Below are 18,208 nucleotides of genomic sequence, written 5' to 3'. Positions count from 1 at the left end.
TCAATATGAAAAAAAACAGCTTTTTATCTGCAAAAGGAATTCTTGTTGCAGCTTTTCTTTCTTTAAATACGGTGATATATGCTCAGAAAACAGCAGATATTTCAACGATTTCGGAAAAAACATTAAACAGTATTCTCGAACAAAACAGGGCGTATTATACGAAAGGTAAAGTTGCTGATTATATTCCTGAACTAGGTAAAATGGACGCCAAAGCGATTGCTTTTTCGGTTGTAGATAAAAATGGTAAAGTTTTTAATACAGGTGATGTTCAGAAGAAGTTTACGATGCAAAGTATTTCTAAAATTATTGCATTAATGGTTGCTGTGAACGAAAGGGGAGAAGCAAATGTTTTTGATAAAATGGGATATTTTGGATCTGATAAACCTTTTAATCATTTTTCTAATCTTGAAACAATAGGAAAGCCGCTTAATCCTATGATGAATGCGGGTGCTATTCTTACGACTTCTTTAATTGCCGGAGATGGTGAAAAACCGTTTCTTAAAATTTTGGATATGGTAAGGTATATTACCAAAAATCAAACAATTGATTACAGCAAATCTGTTTATGAATCTGAAAAATCTACTTGAAATCGTAACCGAGGAATGTTTTATCTGATGAAAAATAATGGATTGATTTCTGGAAATGAGGATCAATTGGATAATTATTTCAAACAATGTTCTATTGAGTTGAATACTGAAGATTTGGCTAAAATAGGCTACTTCTTTGCTAATCAATGTGTACGATTTGACGGAGATTCTACGCATAAAAATAAGGACATCGCAAAATTAGTTGAATCACAAATGCTGACGGCTGGGATGTATGAATTCAGTGGAGAATATTCTCGAAATGTAGGTTTACCAAGCAAATCTGGTGTTGGAGGTGGAATCACGGTATCTGTTCCCGGAAAAATGGGGATTGGTGTTTTCAGTCCGGCTTTAGATCAACATGGAAATTCTCTAGCAGGTTATCACATGATTTTAGACTTGGTTAAACAATATGATTTGAGTGTATTTTAAATAATATTTCAGAATATTGTCTTCTAGTTGACCTTCATTTTTCCTTCTCAAAACCTTATCTTTGCTGTATTAAAATATGACATGAAAGATTTAATGGGTAAAGCAATCTGGGATTATTTTCACAACGAAAATCCTGAAGATTTGCAGACTGAAACTTCAATTTCTGAGTTGGACGAGCTTCCGGTGGAATATCTTTTCAGAGACTTTGAAGAGATGAATGATATTGAACAAAAAGCGCTGGAATTATCTCAAGGAAAAGTTTTGGATATTGGAGCAGGGGCAGGTTCGCATTCATTATATCTTCAAAATGAAAGAGGTTTAGATGTCTTGGCTTTAGATATTTCAGCTAAATCTGTTGAGGTGGGTCAATTAAGAGGAATCAAAAATACAGTTTGTGAAAACATCCTTGATTTTTCAGGTCAGACCTTTGATACTATCTTATTATTAATGAACGGAACCGGAATCTTTGAAAGTCTTGAGAAGATTGATATCTACCTTAAAAAGCTTCATTCTTTATTAAACGAAAACGGTCAAATCCTCATCGACAGCACCGATATTTTATATATGTTTGACCGTGATGATGATGGAGGAGTTTTAATTCCGGCGACAGGATATTACGGAGAGTTAGATTATATCGTTCATTACAAAGGGGAATCAGAAGATCCTATAAAATGGTTGTATCTTGATTTTAATACCTTCCAAAATGCTGCTGAAAATAATGGTTTCAGCATTGAAAAAGTAATGCAGGACGAAGATTGTTATTTAGCAAAATTGACTAAGAAATAATTAGTTTTTTGTCATTACTCTTCGCGATGACGGATAAAAACAAGAAAGACGCATAAATCTATGCGTCTTTCTTATTTAAAATGTTGAAGATTACCGTTTTCCTACATTTATATATTATAATTGAGTAAATCTCAATAAAAAATAACTTGAAAACCATCCCTGATAATTGATGAAAATCAAAATCAGCATGGCAATTGCAAGAATTACTGGGAAAACGAATGACTGCGTTCTATATGCAAGTCTTTTAGGCATCATTGTTACCCAAATTATAATTAAAATTAAAGGTCCTAAAATTAAAGGAAGAATTTCGGGGCTATATCTCGAAGAGTTTGCAAAGCCATTTCCGATTAAAAATCGGTAAGTATAGTATTGAAAAGGAATGTAGATGATTCCGAAAAACATAGTAAAGACTGCTGAAGCATATTTTTTTAGTTTTATAAAATTTAGACTTAATAAAAAAGCTCCATAAAAAGTTCCAAGAAAGAAACTTGAACTCAAAAGTAATGCTCTTGAATACAATCTGATGGCGGATGAATCTGTGGTAATATGATCTTTCCAGTCTTCAATTTCTTCGTTCTTTTTTGCAGCCTCAGATTCTTTTTTGTTTTGAATGATATTTTGAATACTGATTTTCTCTTCGGTTGTGAAAGTTCGTCCTCTTTCCTCAAGAATTTCAAAAGCCATTTGAACTGCCTCGGGAGTAAAGCGGTTACCTTCTTTTATGTACTTATTTAATTCGTAGTCTGATAGTTTTCTTAAAACACTTTTATTTACCATGATTAATAAAAAAATGGGCACAAAAATGCCCATTTCATATAGTTTTAATTAGAATTTATCCAATCTCAATACCGTTTTCTACATGAGAATCATCTGGAGTTACAAAAGATAATTTTCCGTCTGGTTTTGTTGTTAATAGCAACATTCCCTGAGACTCAATTCCTCTGATTTTTCTTGGAGCAAGATTTAATAAAATCATTACCTGCTTTCCGATCACTTCTTCCGGAGTGAAACTTTCTGCAATTCCGGAAACAACTGTTCTTACGTCAACGCCAGTGTCAACAGTTAATTTTAATAATTTATCAGCTTTCTCAACTTTTTCAGCTTCAATAATAGTAGCTGTTCTTAAATCGATTTTCGTGAAATCATCAAAAGTTATTTCCTCTTTCATAGGATTTGCGTTAGGGTTTGTTTTTTTATTGTTTTGTTTTGTGTCCTCTAATTTTTGAATCTGAGCTTCAATAACATCGTCTTCAATTTTTGAGAAAAGAAGTGATGATTCGTTGATTTTATGGCCTGTTTCAATTAAAACATTTTTAGTTTCAACATCATTCCAGTTTGATTTTTCAACGTTGAACATATTCAATAATTTCTCAGAACTGAAAGGCATAAATGGTTCACACAATTGAGCCAAAGCAACGGCAATCTGAGCTCCAACGAATAAAGATTGTGCCGCTTTTTCCGGATTGTCTTTAATGGTTTTCCAAGGCTCTTCAGCTTGAAGATATTGATTTCCGAAACGTGCTAAATTCATTAAAGCAGTTAATGAGTTTCTGAATTCGTAATTTTCTAAGAATCCTGAAATTTCTTTTGCTGATTTATTGATTTCCTGTAATTCAGGAGCATTTACATCACCTTGAGGAACAACTCCATCATAATATTTATGAATCAAAACAGCAACTCTATTGATAAAGTTTCCAAAAATTCCAACTAATTCTGAATTATTTTTAGTTTGAAAATCTTTCCAAGTAAAATTATTATCCTTAGTTTCAGGAGCAGAAGAAAGCAAAGCATATCTTAATACATCTTGCTGTCCAGGGAAATCCTGAACATATTCATGTGCCCAAACTGCCCAATTTCTTGAGGTTGAAATTTTATCGTTTTCAAGATTTAAAAATTCAAAAGCAGGAACGTTGGTTGGCATGATATAATCTCCGTGAGCCTTCATCATCGCAGGGAAAATAATACAGTGGAACACAATATTATCCTTTCCGATAAAGTGAACTAAATCACTGTTTTCGCGCTGCCAGTAATCTTTCCAGTCTTTTCCGTTTTTCGCAGCCCATTCTTTCGTGAAAGAAATATATCCAATTGGTGCATCAAACCAAACATACAATACTTTTCCGTCTGCATTTGGAAGCGGAACAGGAACCCCCCAGTTAAGATCTCTGGTCATAGCACGCGGTTTTAACCCATCGTTTAACCAAGATTTAACCTGTCCGTAAACATTAGGTTTCCAGTCGTCTTTATGGCCTTCAATGATCCATTCATTAAGGAAATCTTCATATTCGTTTAATGGAAGATACCAGTTCTTAGTTTCTTTAAGAATCGGAACATTTCCGCTTAACATTGATTTTGGATTAATCAATTCTGATGGAGAAAGAGTAGTACCGCATTTCTCACACTGATCTCCGTACGCATTTTCGTTTCCACAATTCGGACAAGTTCCAACGATGTATCTGTCAGCTAAAAACTCATTAGCCTGTTCGTCAAAATACTGCTCAGAAACTTCTTCTGTAAATTTCCCTTTTTCGTAAAGAACTTTAAAGAAATCCTGACTTGTATCATGATGATTCTTAGAAGTCGTTCTGGAGTATTCATCAAAAGAAATCCCAAGATCTGAGAACGATTTTTTGATGATCTCGTGGTATTTGTCTACAATATCTTGTGGAGTAACTCCTTCTTTTTTTGCTCTGATGGTGATAGGAATTCCGTGCTCATCTGAACCACAGATAAACGCTACATCTTTTCCTGATCTTCTCTGAAATCTTGCGTAAACATCCGCAGGAATATAAACACCTGCCAAATGTCCTATATGAACCGGTCCGTTTGCATAAGGCAAAGCTGCCGTAATCATCTTTCTGTTTGACATTTATAGTAAAATTTTATCTGCAAAGATACGGATTATCTCCCAAAAACTGGTGCTAGTCTCTGCTTAAAAAGCTTTAAAATTGTTTAGGATGTTTGAAATATTACATTTAGTTAAATAGATGTTTAACTTATTGTTAACCTTGGCGTGTTGTTATGTTTCACATAATTTATCGTAAGTGAATGAAAAACAGTAGTTTGGTTTAAAATACTCAGGTAATTTACATAATTTTATCTTAATTTTCATTAAATTTATGATAATTCTATTTTTTTTATAAATTACAAGTCTGGCTCTATGCCAAAATTATTATAAAAAACAAACTATATAAAAAAACAATATTGTGAAAAATTTTACAACGGTATTAAAAATTGCGCCTGCTTTTCTCTTGGCAAGCACAATGATACATGCACAAACAAAAGACTCTATTACTAAGGAGAAAAAAATAGAGGAGGTTGTTTTGATAGGGTATGGGAAGCAGAAGAAGACTGATCTGACAGGTTCAATCACCTCTCTATCAACAGCCGATTTTAATAAAGGTGCTGTAACAACTGCAGAAGGGCTTATTAATGGTCGTGCTGCCGGAGTGGTAATCACCCAATCTGGAACACCAGGAAGTGAACCGATCATCAGAGTAAGAGGAGGCTCTTCTTTAAATGCAAGTAATGAGCCTTTGTTGGTTGTAGATGGTTTGCCTTTAGATGGAGTTTCTTTATCTACTATCAACCCAAATGACATAGAATCTTTTTCTATATTAAAGGATGCAGCTTCTACTGCAATTTACGGATCTAGAGGATCTAATGGGGTTTTATTAATTACAACCAAAAAAGGAGGAAAAAGATTAAGGGTATCATTAAATGCTTTTACTACGGTTAATACGCTCGCTAAAAAAATCAAAGTATATAATGGTGATGAGTTTAGGACTTTAATTAATCAATTTGTTCCGGATAAAATAGCTCAATTAGGCACTGCTAATACTGATTGGCAAGATGAAATTTTTAAAACATCTGTAACTAATGATATTAACGCTTCTGTTTCCGGAAGTTTGTTTGGAAAAGTACCAACCCGTTTCTCTGTAGATCATTTAGAAAATAGTGGATTATTGATTACTTCCGGTTTTCAAAGAACAACAGGAAATATTGCAATTAGCCCTAGTTTTTTCGATGATCATTTAAAATTTAATATTACGGGTACTTATTCTTATACTTTTAAAAATAATGCCGATGAAGCAGCTATAGGTAATGCACTTTCCATGAACCCTACACAATCTGTTTATGATGACAATTCTATCTACGGAGATGGTTACTATGAAAACAGAGGAGGTAATTTCAATTCTACGACAGGCACTTATAATCCTAATGGAGTTTCGAATCCTGTAGCACAGTTAAGAAATAAGCACGATATTCAAAATTTCAAAAGATTTTTTGGAAATGTAAACATGGAATATAAATTCCATTTTTTACCGGAATTGAGATTAGTTGCTAACGCAGGTTTGGATAGTAAAGAATTAGACGGGCATATAACTACAACTAAAAATTCTAGAAACGGATATTATTCTGTTGCAAATACTTTTGCATATTATGGTTCAGAGTCTTTCACTGGAGAAAGCCTATTGAATAAAAATGCTAACGTACAGTTGAATTATGGTAAAACTTTTGGCAAATTCAATTTTGATGTAATGGGAGGTTATGAATATCAAAACTACCATAAAACTAGTTTCGATACTAAAAATACATTTTTATACACTTTAGACCCTATTAATAATTTTTATAATCCGGATTCTAAACCGGATGTTAATTTACAGGCATTTTTTGGTAGGTTAAATTTAGGATATAACAATAAATATTTACTTACCGTAAATTATAGAAGAGATGGTTCTTCTCGTTTTAGTAAAGATAACAGATGGGGTAATTTCGGTGGAGTAGCTGCCGCTTGGAAAATTTCTGAAGAAAGTTTCCTGAAAGGAAATTCTACACTTTCGGATCTTAAACTAAGAGCAAGTGTTGGTAAAACAGGACAGCAAGATATTTTAGATTACAGATATGATTATTTTAAAACCTATAACGTATCTTCTACATTATACTATCAATTCGGAAATACGTTTTATCAGATTGCAAAAGCCAATGGATATAATGAAAACCTAAAATGGGAAGAAAGTATAAAATATAATCTAGGATTAGATTTTGGATTCGCTAAAAATAGAGTAACAGGGACATTAGATTTTTATTTAGCAGATACTAAAGACTTGCTTTCTATCGTACCAGAAGGTCCTTTAGAAAATTTAAGGATTATTGGTCCTAAAAATATTGGTAGACTACAGTCTAAAGGGATAGAGCTGGGATTGGATATAAAAGCTGTGAAAAAAGAAAACTTCACCCTGAATTTCAATTATAATGCAACCTATAACAATATAAAAATTAAAGAGTTAGAGTCAGATAAAATTGATAAAGGTGGTGTAGGTTTGGGTGCTTTTATACAAACATTTACAACAGGATATTCTCCTTATGCGTTTAATGTGTACCAACAGGTGTATGATAACAATGGTAAACCAATAGAAGGAGCTTATGTAGATAGAAATAATGATGGTGTCATAACTTCTGCAGATAAATATATTTACAAAAAACCACAAGCAGATGTAACAATGGGCTTTATGACCAATGCAACTTTTGGAAAACATATCGATTTCTCTATGGCTTGGAGAGCAAGTATAGGAAATTATTTATATGATCAAATTTCTGCAGATAGAGCGCAATTAGGTAACATTTATAATACGGTAGATGGTACTATTAATAATGCTCCTGTAGACTTTACTAATACTAATTTTAGATTTACCAATAAAGAATCTGACTATTACGTTAAAAACGGAAGTTTTGTGAAATTGGATAATGTAACTTTAGGATATACTTTTAATAATTTATTAAAAAACAATGGTTCTATAAGATTTTATACCGGTGTAAATAATGTACTCGTTATCACGAAATATAAAAACATAGATCCAGAAGTATTTAATGAAGGAAGAGATTCTTCAATATATCCAAGAGCAAGAATGTTTACTTTAGGGATTAATGCAAACTTTTAAACTTTAGAAAAAATGAAATTAAATATATTAAAATTAAGAAACCTGGCTATTGCTGGTGTATTTCTTTTATCAGTGACTTCTTGTATTAATGATTTGGATGTTAAAGTAAATGATGATGAACTATACACATCTGAACAATTTTATGCCAATCCAGACTCGTACAAGCAGTTTTTAGCGAAAATTTATGCTGGTCTAGCGGTAACGGGACAAACTTCTCCTAACGGAAATTCAGATTTAGGATTAGAAGTAGATGGAGGCCCTAACGAGGGTTTTTCACAATATATCAGAGGATATTGGCAATTACAAGAATTAACAACTGATGAAGCTATTATTGCTTGGGGAGAATCTGATAATCCGGGGATTAAAGATTTAAACTTCAATACTTGGAACGCAGATAATAAATTCAATGAGGCTTTTTTTGCAAGAATATTTTTCCAAATTGGCTTGGTAAATGAGTTTTTAAGAGAAACTACCGATGAAAAATTATCATCAAGAGGGGTTTCAGCAGAGTTAAAAGCCCAAATAAAAACTTTCCGTGCGGAAGCAAGATTTTTAAGAGCTTTATCTTACTATCACGCAATAGATATTTACGGTAAAATTCCTTTTGCAACAGAGGATTACATTATTGGTTCTGGTGTAACACCGTCAGCACAATCAAGAGAATATGTTTTCAACTATATACTTGGAGAGTTAAATGATATAGATGGAGATTTAGCAGCTGCAAAAACCAATGAATACGGTAGAGCAGATAAAGCTGCTGCTTGGATGTTGAAAGCCAAACTATACCAAAATGCAAAAGTATATACTGGTACAGATAGAAGTACGGAGGCTTTAACCGAAATCACAAAAGTAATTGGTTCGCCATATAAAGTAGCAACAATACCTTATGCTGATTTATTTAAAGCAGATAACAATATCAATGGAGCGCAAGATGAAGTTATTTTCCCTATTAATTTTGATGGTGTTAAAACAAAAACTTACGGAGGAACTACTTTTTTAATTCTTGCAAGTTGTACTAAGCCGGTAGGAGCTACATTAGGTGTTAATGATGGTTGGGCAGGTTTTAGAGCCCGCCAAGAATTTATTCAATCTACAGGAACAGATGCTAGAGTAATGAAAGTAGCTGGAAGTACAGATCCTGCATCTATTTCAGATTATGCTAAATTTGAAGAAGGTACAAAATTGATTAAGTTTTCTAACAAAAAAGCAAGCGGTGCAAGCGGAAGTGATGGTACTTTTGCAGATGCAGATTTTGCTTTATTCAGAATGGGAGATGCTTATTTGATGTATGCAGAACTAGCAATTGTTAATGGAAAAGGTAGTACAGCTACAGCTTTAGGGTATATCAATACTTTAAGAACAAGAGGTAATGCTACAAACATTACAATGTCTGATATTAATGCTCTTACTACAACTGACGCTAAAGAAATGTTTATTTTGAACGAAAGAGCTAAAGAATTGTACTGGGAAGGCACAAGAAGACAGGATTTAATCAGATTAAATCATTACGTATCCGGCTACACTTGGCAATGGAAAGGAGGGATCCAAAATGGAAATTCTATAGCACCTACCAGAACTTTATTCCCTATTCCGAATAAATATTTGAATATCAATTCTAACCTATCTCAAAACCCAGGTTATTAAATTTTAAAAAAAATTACAATAATGAAAAATATAATAAAACTTCTTTTCGCAGCTGTAGCTATTATGCTGGTTTGGTCTTGCGAAAAAGATGAAGATCAAGCTGTTTTATCTTTAAAATCTGAGCCTACACTTAAAGCAAGTGCAACTACATTGTCTTTATCTAGTGCAAATGCAAATAACAATGCAATTACTTTCACTATTACTCCTGCGGAATATACTCCTGCGGTAGAAACTACCAATGTGTTGCAATTTGCAGTTACCGGCACAAGCTTTTCCCCACTAAAAGAAGCAGGTTTAAGTAGTGGAGTATTATCTAAATCTTATACTGTAATAGAATTTAATGCTTTAATGTTGAGCCTTGCATTACCAACTGGTGTTGCTTCTAATGTAGATGTAAGATTAAAAACTACTGTAGGAAAAGGCGCCCCTGTTTATTCGGCAGTACAAAAAATTTCTGTAAATCCTTATGCATTGATTTCTTATATTTATGCTCCGGGTAAATATCAGGAATGGGATCCTAATACGGCAAATACTCTTATGTCTCCAATTTCAAATGGTATTTATGTTGGTTACATTAAATTTCTGGCAACTGCAGATAATGGACTTGCATTCAAAATTACCCCACAGAAAAACTGGGACAATTCTTACGGAACAAATAGTCAATTTTCATCAGGAATAAATACAATTCCTATTTTGTATAATACAGGTGGTGATATTATAGCACCTGGTCTTGGTTACTATCAAACTACGGTAGATACAAATGCTAATACTCTGAAGATGATCCCCTATCAAATGAGTTTAATAGGATCTGCAACACCTGGTGGTGACTGGAGTACAGATATAGATATGGTTTGGGATAATACTCAATTGAAGTGGACTGCTACAGCTACCTTTTTAGCTGGAGAGTTTAAATTCAGGCTTAATCATGACTGGAGTCAACCAAATTGGGGGGGGCTGGCGGAAATGCTTCAACTTCTGGAGGTAATTTAGCGATTTCAGCAGGTCAACACACGATTACTTTCGATCCGTATGCACTTACTTATACTATAAATTAGTAACTATAAATTCTTTAAAACTGTTACTTTACAGCAGCAGTTTTTTTATTTTTAAAGCTTATAATAATCAATATGAAGAAAATGACAATCGGAGCATTTTTGCTCTCAATGATGTTTGGAGTTGCCAATGCACAATCTTTAAAATCGCCGGACGGAAAGTTTGAAATGAGTTTCCAGTTAAAAGGAGGAGTACCTTATTATAACCTAAAATACAATGGCGCAACAGTAGTTGAGGATTCCAAATTAGGGTTGAGGTTATTTAAAGATACTTCGATAAAATTTGCATCGGAGATTGCAAAACCTGAAGATGCAAAATTCGATCTTAACAACGGTTTTACAAAAACAGATGAAAAAAGAGATTCTAAAAACGAAACCTGGCAGCCTGTTCTTGGTGAAAAGAAAAACTATATCAATAATTATAATGAATTGGCAGTTACGCTTAATCAGGCGTCGGCTGACAGAAGTATTGTTGTAAAATTCAGATTGTTTAATGACGGGTTGGGATTCAGGTATGAGTTTCCACAGCAGAAAAACCTAAACTATTTCACAATTCGTGAAGAAGATTCTGAAATCGATTTCCCAACAGACATGAAAGTTTGGTGGATGGTTGCAGATTACGATTCTCAGGAATACCAATATCAGGAAACAAAAATTTCTGAAATTCCTGCAAGATGGGATAAGGCTTTTGATGCAAATGCGTCCCAGGCTTTAGTTAAAAATGCCGTTCAGTCTCCATTAATGCTGAAAAAAGAAGGCAAAGATCCTTTATATATCAACGTTGCGGAAGCTGCAGTTTTAGATTACCCGGCTTCACATTTGGAAGTTGATGCTCAGAATTTCAAATTTAAAACGCACCTTACTGCAGACAGACAGGGTGCAAAAGGATATATCCAAACACCTTCTGTTACGCCTTGGAGAACGATCATTGTTTCGCCAAAAGCGGAAGAAGTGATGGCTTCAAAAATGATTTTTAATCTTAATGAGCCTACAAAATATACCGACACATCTTACATTCATCCAACAAAATATATGGGCGTTTGGTGGGAAATGATCATCGGGAAATCTCAGTGGGCATACGCGGAACCTGAGTCAAATGTTCGTATCGGACAAACCGATTTTTCAAAATTAACACCAAGCGGAAAACATGCTGCCAACAATACTAAAGTTAAGGAGTATATCGATTTCGCAGCAGAAAATGGGTTCAAAGGATTATTAATTGAAGGCTGGAACATCGGTTGGGAAGACTGGTTCGGTCATTCAAAAGAATTTGTTTTCGATTTTATCACTCCTTACCCGGATTTTGATATTAAAATGTTGAATGAATACGCTCATTCAAAAGGAATTAAGCTAATCATGCACCACGAAACTTCTGGTTCTGCAACGAATTACGAAAGATGGGCGGACAAAGCTTTCCAATTAATGAACAAATACGGTTATGATGCTGTGAAAACGGGTTATGTAGGAGATATTATTCCAAGAGGGGAACATCATTATTCTCAATGGACAATCAACCATTTCTACAGAATTGCTGAAAAAGCAAACGAGTATAAAATCATGGTCAATTCTCACGAATCGGTTCGTCCGACGGGAGAAAGCCGTACGTATCCGAACTATATTTCTGCAGAAGCTGCTCGTGGAACGGAGTATGAAGCTTTCGGAGGAAATAATCCTGATCATCAGACGATTTTACCATTTACAAGATGGATGGGTGGTTCTATGGATTACACACCGGGAATTTTTCAGACAAAATTAGATTATTATTTCCCTGGAGATAAGCGTTTTGTGAAAACTACATTGGCAAAGCAATTGGCGTTGTATGTTACAATGTATATGCCTCTTCAAATGGCGGCCGATTTACCTGAAAACTACAAAAAGCATATGGATGCTTTCCAATTTATTAAGGATGTTGCTGCTGATTGGGATGATACAAAAATCTTATCGGCAGAACCTGGTGATTATGTAATTACGGCTAGAAAAGCTAAAGGAACAGATGATTGGTTCGTTGGAGGTATTACCGATGAAAACAAACGTGAATATACTGTAGATTTTTCTTTCTTAGATAAAGGTCAAAAGTATGAAGCAACAATCTATGAAGATGGAAAAGATGCTGATTATATCGATAATCCTCAAAGTTATAATATCTATAAGAAAGAGATCACAAACAAATCAAAAATTAATTTTAAAATGGTAAGAAGTGGCGGATTCGCAATTTCTATTAAGCCAATAAAATAAAATTTAAGCGAGTGTGAAGATTTGGAATAGCAAATAATTTTTAGGAGCTATTTCCCGCTCTCCGCACTCGCTATTTTTTTTTGGATTCGGCGCGGCAAAGCCGCGCCGAATCCAAAAAAAAATGAGCTCAAACAAATGCTGCGATCGGGGCTACGAGTGAGTACACAACTACAAAGTTTGTCAAAATCTTAAGACTTTGACAAACTTTTTTCTCATTCGATTAGAAATCTTTTTCTAAATAAGATTACACAAAGAACAACAGGTGTTAAAAAAATATTTAATTATCTTTAATTCTATGAAAAAAATGAAGAAAGCAGCTCTACTATCGTTGGTTTTAATAGGCGGGTTAATCAACGCACAGAAGATCAGTCAAATAATTGAGCAGAAAGGAACATTCAGAAAGGATACCATTTTCACGATCAAAAATGATTCAAAAGAAACCTATTTACCAATAACCATAATTAAAGGAAAAGAAAAAGGCCCTGTTTTCAGCATCGTTGCAGGAATTCACGGCTACGAATATCCACCAATTATTGCCGTTCAGGAATTACTAAATGAGATCAAACCTGAACAAGTAAAAGGAACTTTAATCATTGTTCCAATCGCGAATGTTGAGGCTTTTCAGAAAAGAACACCTTTCATTAATCCGTTAGATAATAAAAATTTAAATAATGCTTTTCCGGGTTCTCAAAACGGAACTCCTACCGACCAGATCGCGAATATTATTACGAAAGAAATTATTTCAAATTCCACCATATTTTTAGACATTCACGGAGGAGATGCGAATGAAGATTTGCTGCCTTTTGTGTGTTATTACGACAGAAAAGATAGCCCTGAAAATACAAAATTAGCTCACAATCTATCTGCTCAATCTCAAATTAACTACATTGTTTCTTACCCATACAATCTTACGTCTACAGAACCTGCAAAATATGTCTTTAAACAGGCAACCCAGCAGGGGATTACAGCTTTAAGCATTGAAGCTGGAAAATTAGGGACCGTTCAAAAAGAAAATGTAGACATGATCAAAATTGCCGTTTACAATATGCTTGAATCTTCTGGAAATTATGTAAAAAGTAAACCGAAGATTAAAAACGAAAGAAAACCAACATTTTTTGATCGGCAGGATTATATAAAAGTTCCCGAAAGCGGAATTTTTTACAGCGAGTTGAAAAGTGGAGATAAAGTAACAAAAAATCAAATTTTAGGCTATATTACAGATGGATTTGGAAACAAAAAACAGGATGTTATTTCTAAAACTGATGGAATTATTTTATACAAAATAGGAACTCCACCTGTAAATAAAGATGAAACTTTATTTTGCATCGGGTATTCAGAAAAGTAGATAAATTTAGAATAAATTTTAAATGTTGCTATCATTTGCTGAGTGAAGCGCCCTTGCGAACTAAAAGAATATAGTAGTCAAAAAAAAAACTTAGCGTTCTTAGCGTTAAAAAAATAAAAGCACCTATTTTAATTAAAATAAAAGCACAAAAAAATGAAAAAATTATACACAATTATTGCGATCTCAACTGCAGTCATAGCTTTTTCTCAAAAACCTTTAGACAAGGTTGAACCCGCTTTCTGGTGGAAAGGAATGAAAAACCCCGAACTTCAGATCTTAGTCTACGGAAAAGATATTGCCAATAATGAAGTCGAGCTTTCAGATGGTGTTCAGGTTAAAAATATTCAGAAAGTTGAAAACCCTAACTATGTTTTTGTGACGGTTAATACCAACGAAATCAATGTTCCGAAATTTAAGATCAATATTAAAAACGGCAAAAAAAATATTGGTTCTTACACTTATGAATTAAAAGAAAAAATGCCAAACTCTGCCAACAGAGAATCTTTTACTTCTAAAGATGTAATGTATTTAATAATGCCTGACCGTTTTGCAAATGGTGATGAAAAAAATGATTCAAGTCCAAATTTAACGGAAAAAGCAAACAGAAGTCTTCCAAATGGCCGACATGGTGGAGATTTACGAGGAATCATCAACAATCTTGATTATATCCAAAATTTAGGGGCGACATCAGTTTGGTTAACTCCGGTGAATGAGGACAATGAAAAAGTGTATTCGTATCACGGTTACGCCCAAACCGATTTATATAAAATTGATGGACGTTACGGAACCAACGAAGAATACAGAGAACTTTCTCAAAAATTAAATAAAAGAAACATGATGTTGGTGATGGATTACGTCACCAATCACTGGGGAATTTCGCATTGGATGATCAAAGATTTACCCACAAAAGATTGGATTCATTTATTTAGTGATGAGGAAAAAGGATTCAAACGTTCCAATTACAAAACAACAACACAATTCGATACAAATGCTTCTGAAGTCGACAAAAAAGTAGCATTAGACGGTTGGTTTGATACAACGATGCCTGATATTAATCAAAAAAATCCTTTAGTTTTAAAATATTTAATACAAAACGCAATTTGGTGGATAGAATACGCTGAATTGGGAGGTTTTCGTGTAGATACTTATCCTTACAACGATAAAGAAGCGATGGCAAAATGGGCAAAAGCAATCACTGACGAATATCCGAAATTCAATATTGTTGGAGAAACTTGGCTGAATACCGCGGCCTATATTTCAGCTTGGCAAAAGGGTTCAAAAACAGGAGAAGCGGCGAATTATAACTCAAACCTTCCGTCTGTGATGGATTTTATGCTGTACGGCGACATGCCGAAAGCTTTGAAGGAAAAAGAAGGTTGGGACACGGGAATGAACAGAATTTACAACAGTTTAGCAAGCGATTTTCTTTATCCTGACATCAATAATGTAATGGTTTTCTTTGAAAATCATGACACAGAAAGATGGAATGAAATTTTTAATAATGACCCGAAAGCGTACAAATTGGGATTAACCTTAATTTCAACAGTTCGTGGAATTCCACAAATTTATTACGGTTCCGAGGTTGGAATGCGTGGCGACAAAAATAAAGGCGGTGATGCAGATATCCGAAGAGATTTTCCGGGAGGTTGGAAGTCGGATAAACAAAATGCTTTCCAAACTTCTGCTCAAACGCCTGAACAAAAGGAATTTTACGAGTTCACTCAGAAATTATTAAACTGGAGAAAAGGAAAAGAAGTGATCCATTCCGGAAAAACTAAAAATTTCGTTCCACAGAATAATGTTTTTGTGTATTTTAGATATAATGAAAAAGAAAGCGTAATGGTGGTTTTAAATAATAATGAAAAAGAAGAAACATTAGATTTAAAACATTTTGCAGAATCTTTAAACGGTTTTTCAAAAGGTAAAGATGTGATTTCTGATAAGGAAGTTTCACTACAAAACAGCTTAAAAATACCTGCAAAAACGTCGATAATTATTGAATTAAAATAAAACACTATTGGCACAAATATTTTCACAAATTTTCACAAATTATTTAGTGTCATTCGTGAAAATATTTGTGCTATTAGTGTTTAGAGAATAAAAAATAACTTAAATATGAAAAAAACTACAATATTCTTTACTTTAATCTTATTTGTACTGAGCTTTACAGCCATTTCAGCGCAATCAAAATTTGATAAAGAAAAAACAGAAATCGGAACAATGCTCGACGCTTTCAATGTCGCAGCAGCAAAAGCTGATTTCAATGCTTATTTTAATTTCTATGCCGATGAATCGACTTTTATTGGAACAGATGCAACCGAAGTTTGGGATAAAAAAGCGTTCATGGTTTGGGCAAAACCTTATTTCGACAAAAAGAAAACCTGGAATTTCACTTCATTAAAAAGAAACATTTATTTCAGCAAAGACGGAAAATTGGCTTGGTTTGATGAGGTATTGGATACTCAAATGAAAATCTGCCGTGGTTCCGGAGTTGTAGAAAAAATAAACGGAGCTTGGAAAGTAAAACAATATGTACTTTCAATGACAATTCCAAATGATGTGTCTGATAAAGTGGTTTCTGAAAAAACTGCAATTGAAGATATTCTTATTCAGGATTTAAAAACAAAAAAATAAACATAAAACACAATGTCAAAAAAAATTAAACCGAATCTTTCCATGCCTCAAATCATCAATATGAGCATGGGGTTTTTGGGAATTCAGATGGCTTTTGGTTTACAGAACGGAAATGCGAGCAGAATTTTGGCCAATTTAGGAGCTGATGTTCACGAATTGTCTTGGTTTTGGCTGGTTGCACCTTTTACGGGATTAATCGTTCAGCCAATCATTGGACATATGGGCGATAACACTTGGAGCCCATTAGGAAGAAGAAAACCATATTTTCTAATTGGCGCGATCTTGTGTGCGATTGGATTGGTCTTGCTTCCGAATGCCGCAACGGTGACTCATATGTTTGCGGCAAATGCACTTTTATTAGCGGTTATTTTCCTTGCGATGATGGATGCTTCCGTGAATATTGCGATGGAACCTTTCAGAGCTTTGGTAGGTGATATGCTTCCGAAACATCAGGGAACATTGGGATTTTCAATTCAGACTATTTTAATTGGAATAGGGGCGGTTGTAGGTTCGTATGTTCCAAGTTTACTGACAAAATTAGGAGTGTCAAATGAAGCTCCGGAGGGTTTTGTAGGAGATAATGTCATCTATTCTTTTTATGTAGGAGCCGGATTGCTGATCATAACGATACTTTACACAATTATTACAACTAAAGAATATTCACCAAAAGAATTTGCGGAATTTGATGATGGAAAAGAAGTGGTGGAAGAAAAGTCTAAATTCAGAGATATTTTCAAGGATTTTGCGAACATTCCAACTCAAATGAAAAAATTGGGAATCGTCCAGTTTTTCTCTTGGTTTGCCTTGTTTACGATGTGGGTTTTTACGACAAGTGCTCTAGCAACCCATCATTTTGGACTTTCTCCTGAAGATACTCACTCGAAAGCGTTCAATAACGCAGGAGATTTAACGGGCGAATTATTCGGAATGTACAATCTTTGGGCAATTCCATTCGCTTTTTTATTAACTCCAATTGCAAAATGGATCGGGAAAAAACAAACCCACGCTCTTGCTTTAGCTTGTGGCGGATTAGGATTGATTTCAATGTATTTCATTAAAGATGTCAACCATCTTTGGATGTCAATGATAGGACTGGGGTTTGCTTGGGCGAGTATTTTAGCAATGCCTTATGCGATGTTGATTGAGGTTATTCCGCAAAGAAAAATGGGCGTTTACATGGGAATTTTCAATTTTTTTATTGTAATTCCGCAAATCATTAATGGACTTTTCGGAGGTCCGATTGTAAGCAATATTTTCGGAAATCAGGCAATGGATTATGTTGTGGTTGGAGGAGTCTGTATGTTGATTGGAGCAATAGTTACAATGATTTTCATTAAATCAGAAGACGAAACACCACAGGAAATTGAAGAGGAAATTCAACAGGTACATTTTTAATGAATTATGAATTATGAATTATGAATTATGAATTATGAATTATATTTTTGATAATTCTTTAAATTTAACGATACACATCAATAGGAGCGGGCTTTAGCCCGCTTTCTTAGTTAATCTAAAAAGAAGGCTTTAGCCAAAACCTACAATAACAATTCGAAT

At 34.1% G+C, this 18,208-nt stretch carries 11 protein-coding genes and 1 pseudogene; 10 read left to right on the top strand and 2 right to left on the bottom strand.

Annotated features, from left to right (window positions below; all coding sequences use genetic code 11):
• The first annotated feature begins 5 nt into the window (after positions 1-5).
• Together glsA and A0O34_RS01360 are read left to right on the top strand one after the other, a co-directional pair.
• Positions 6-1,016: pseudogene (gene glsA / locus A0O34_RS01365) on the top strand (glutaminase A).
• 81 nt (positions 1,017-1,097) lie between these two features.
• On the top strand, positions 1,098-1,802 hold the full coding sequence (locus tag A0O34_RS01360; RefSeq protein WP_066750388.1) for a class I SAM-dependent methyltransferase: 705 nt from the start codon (positions 1,098-1,100) through the stop codon (positions 1,800-1,802).
• A 114-nt stretch (positions 1,803-1,916) separates the two neighbouring features.
• Here A0O34_RS01360 and A0O34_RS01355 read toward each other — a convergent pair whose 3' ends face one another.
• Together A0O34_RS01355 and metG are read right to left on the bottom strand one after the other, a co-directional pair.
• Positions 1,917-2,612 (bottom strand): hypothetical protein, encoded by a 696-nt coding sequence (locus A0O34_RS01355; RefSeq protein WP_082891073.1) that lies wholly within the window; start codon positions 2,610-2,612, stop codon positions 1,917-1,919.
• Between the two features lie 22 nt (positions 2,613-2,634).
• Positions 2,635-4,671 (bottom strand): methionine--tRNA ligase, encoded by a 2,037-nt coding sequence (gene metG / locus A0O34_RS01350; RefSeq protein WP_066750382.1) that lies wholly within the window; start codon positions 4,669-4,671, stop codon positions 2,635-2,637.
• Positions 4,672-5,008: 337 nt separating this feature from the next.
• Between metG and A0O34_RS01345 the strand changes: the two genes are divergently transcribed.
• The 8 genes from A0O34_RS01345 (at position 5,009) to A0O34_RS01310 (ending at position 18,049) form a co-directional block, all read left to right on the top strand.
• Positions 5,009-7,744, top strand: coding sequence for a SusC/RagA family TonB-linked outer membrane protein (locus A0O34_RS01345; protein ID WP_066750379.1), 2,736 nt, complete (start codon positions 5,009-5,011; stop codon positions 7,742-7,744).
• Positions 7,745-7,756: 12 nt separating this feature from the next.
• Positions 7,757-9,388: a RagB/SusD family nutrient uptake outer membrane protein gene (locus tag A0O34_RS01340; protein ID WP_066750375.1), complete on the top strand. Its 1,632-nt coding sequence runs from the start codon at positions 7,757-7,759 to the stop codon at positions 9,386-9,388.
• A 21-nt stretch (positions 9,389-9,409) separates the two neighbouring features.
• Positions 9,410-10,378 carry a SusE domain-containing protein gene (locus A0O34_RS01335; protein ID WP_082891072.1) on the top strand — a complete coding sequence of 323 codons (969 nt, stop codon included), beginning with the start codon at positions 9,410-9,412 and terminating at the stop codon, positions 10,376-10,378.
• 137 nt (positions 10,379-10,515) lie between these two features.
• On the top strand, positions 10,516-12,675 hold the full coding sequence (locus A0O34_RS01330; protein WP_066750372.1) for a glycoside hydrolase family 97 protein: 2,160 nt from the start codon (positions 10,516-10,518) through the stop codon (positions 12,673-12,675).
• 304 nt (positions 12,676-12,979) lie between these two features.
• Positions 12,980-14,020 carry a succinylglutamate desuccinylase/aspartoacylase family protein gene (locus tag A0O34_RS01325; RefSeq protein WP_228394338.1) on the top strand — a complete coding sequence of 347 codons (1,041 nt, stop codon included), beginning with the start codon at positions 12,980-12,982 and terminating at the stop codon, positions 14,018-14,020.
• Between the two features lie 153 nt (positions 14,021-14,173).
• Positions 14,174-16,030: a glycoside hydrolase family 13 protein gene (locus tag A0O34_RS01320; protein WP_066750369.1), complete on the top strand. Its 1,857-nt coding sequence runs from the start codon at positions 14,174-14,176 to the stop codon at positions 16,028-16,030.
• A 105-nt stretch (positions 16,031-16,135) separates the two neighbouring features.
• Complete coding sequence (locus A0O34_RS01315; RefSeq protein ID WP_066750366.1) at positions 16,136-16,654, top strand: nuclear transport factor 2 family protein; 519 nt, start codon at positions 16,136-16,138, stop codon at positions 16,652-16,654.
• A gap of 12 nt (positions 16,655-16,666) precedes the next feature.
• Positions 16,667-18,049 carry an MFS transporter gene (locus tag A0O34_RS01310; RefSeq protein WP_066750363.1) on the top strand — a complete coding sequence of 461 codons (1,383 nt, stop codon included), beginning with the start codon at positions 16,667-16,669 and terminating at the stop codon, positions 18,047-18,049.
• The last annotated feature ends 159 nt before the right edge of the window (positions 18,050-18,208 follow it).

Source organism: Chryseobacterium glaciei (assembly GCF_001648155.1).
Classification (GTDB): domain Bacteria; phylum Bacteroidota; class Bacteroidia; order Flavobacteriales; family Weeksellaceae; genus Chryseobacterium; species Chryseobacterium glaciei.
This window is presented reverse-complemented; position numbering and strand designations above follow the sequence as displayed.

Excerpts from the sequence above, each read along its gene's own strand:
- A0O34_RS01315 (WP_066750366.1), top strand. The coding sequence starts at position 16,136 with ATGAAAAAAACTACAATATTCTTTACTTTAATCTTATTTGTACTGAGC.
- A0O34_RS01340 (WP_066750375.1), top strand. The coding sequence starts at position 7,757 with ATGAAATTAAATATATTAAAATTAAGAAACCTGGCTATTGCTGGTGTA.
- A0O34_RS01355 (WP_082891073.1), bottom strand. The coding sequence starts at position 2,612 with ATGGGCATTTTTGTGCCCATTTTTTTATTAATCATGGTAAATAAAAGT.
- A0O34_RS01325 (WP_228394338.1), top strand. The coding sequence starts at position 12,980 with ATGAAGAAAGCAGCTCTACTATCGTTGGTTTTAATAGGCGGGTTAATC.
- A0O34_RS01335 (WP_082891072.1), top strand. The coding sequence starts at position 9,410 with ATGAAAAATATAATAAAACTTCTTTTCGCAGCTGTAGCTATTATGCTG.
- metG (WP_066750382.1), bottom strand. The coding sequence starts at position 4,671 with ATGTCAAACAGAAAGATGATTACGGCAGCTTTGCCTTATGCAAACGGA.
- A0O34_RS01320 (WP_066750369.1), top strand. The coding sequence starts at position 14,174 with ATGAAAAAATTATACACAATTATTGCGATCTCAACTGCAGTCATAGCT.
- A0O34_RS01310 (WP_066750363.1), top strand. The coding sequence starts at position 16,667 with ATGTCAAAAAAAATTAAACCGAATCTTTCCATGCCTCAAATCATCAAT.
- A0O34_RS01360 (WP_066750388.1), top strand. The coding sequence starts at position 1,098 with ATGAAAGATTTAATGGGTAAAGCAATCTGGGATTATTTTCACAACGAA.
- A0O34_RS01330 (WP_066750372.1), top strand. The coding sequence starts at position 10,516 with ATGAAGAAAATGACAATCGGAGCATTTTTGCTCTCAATGATGTTTGGA.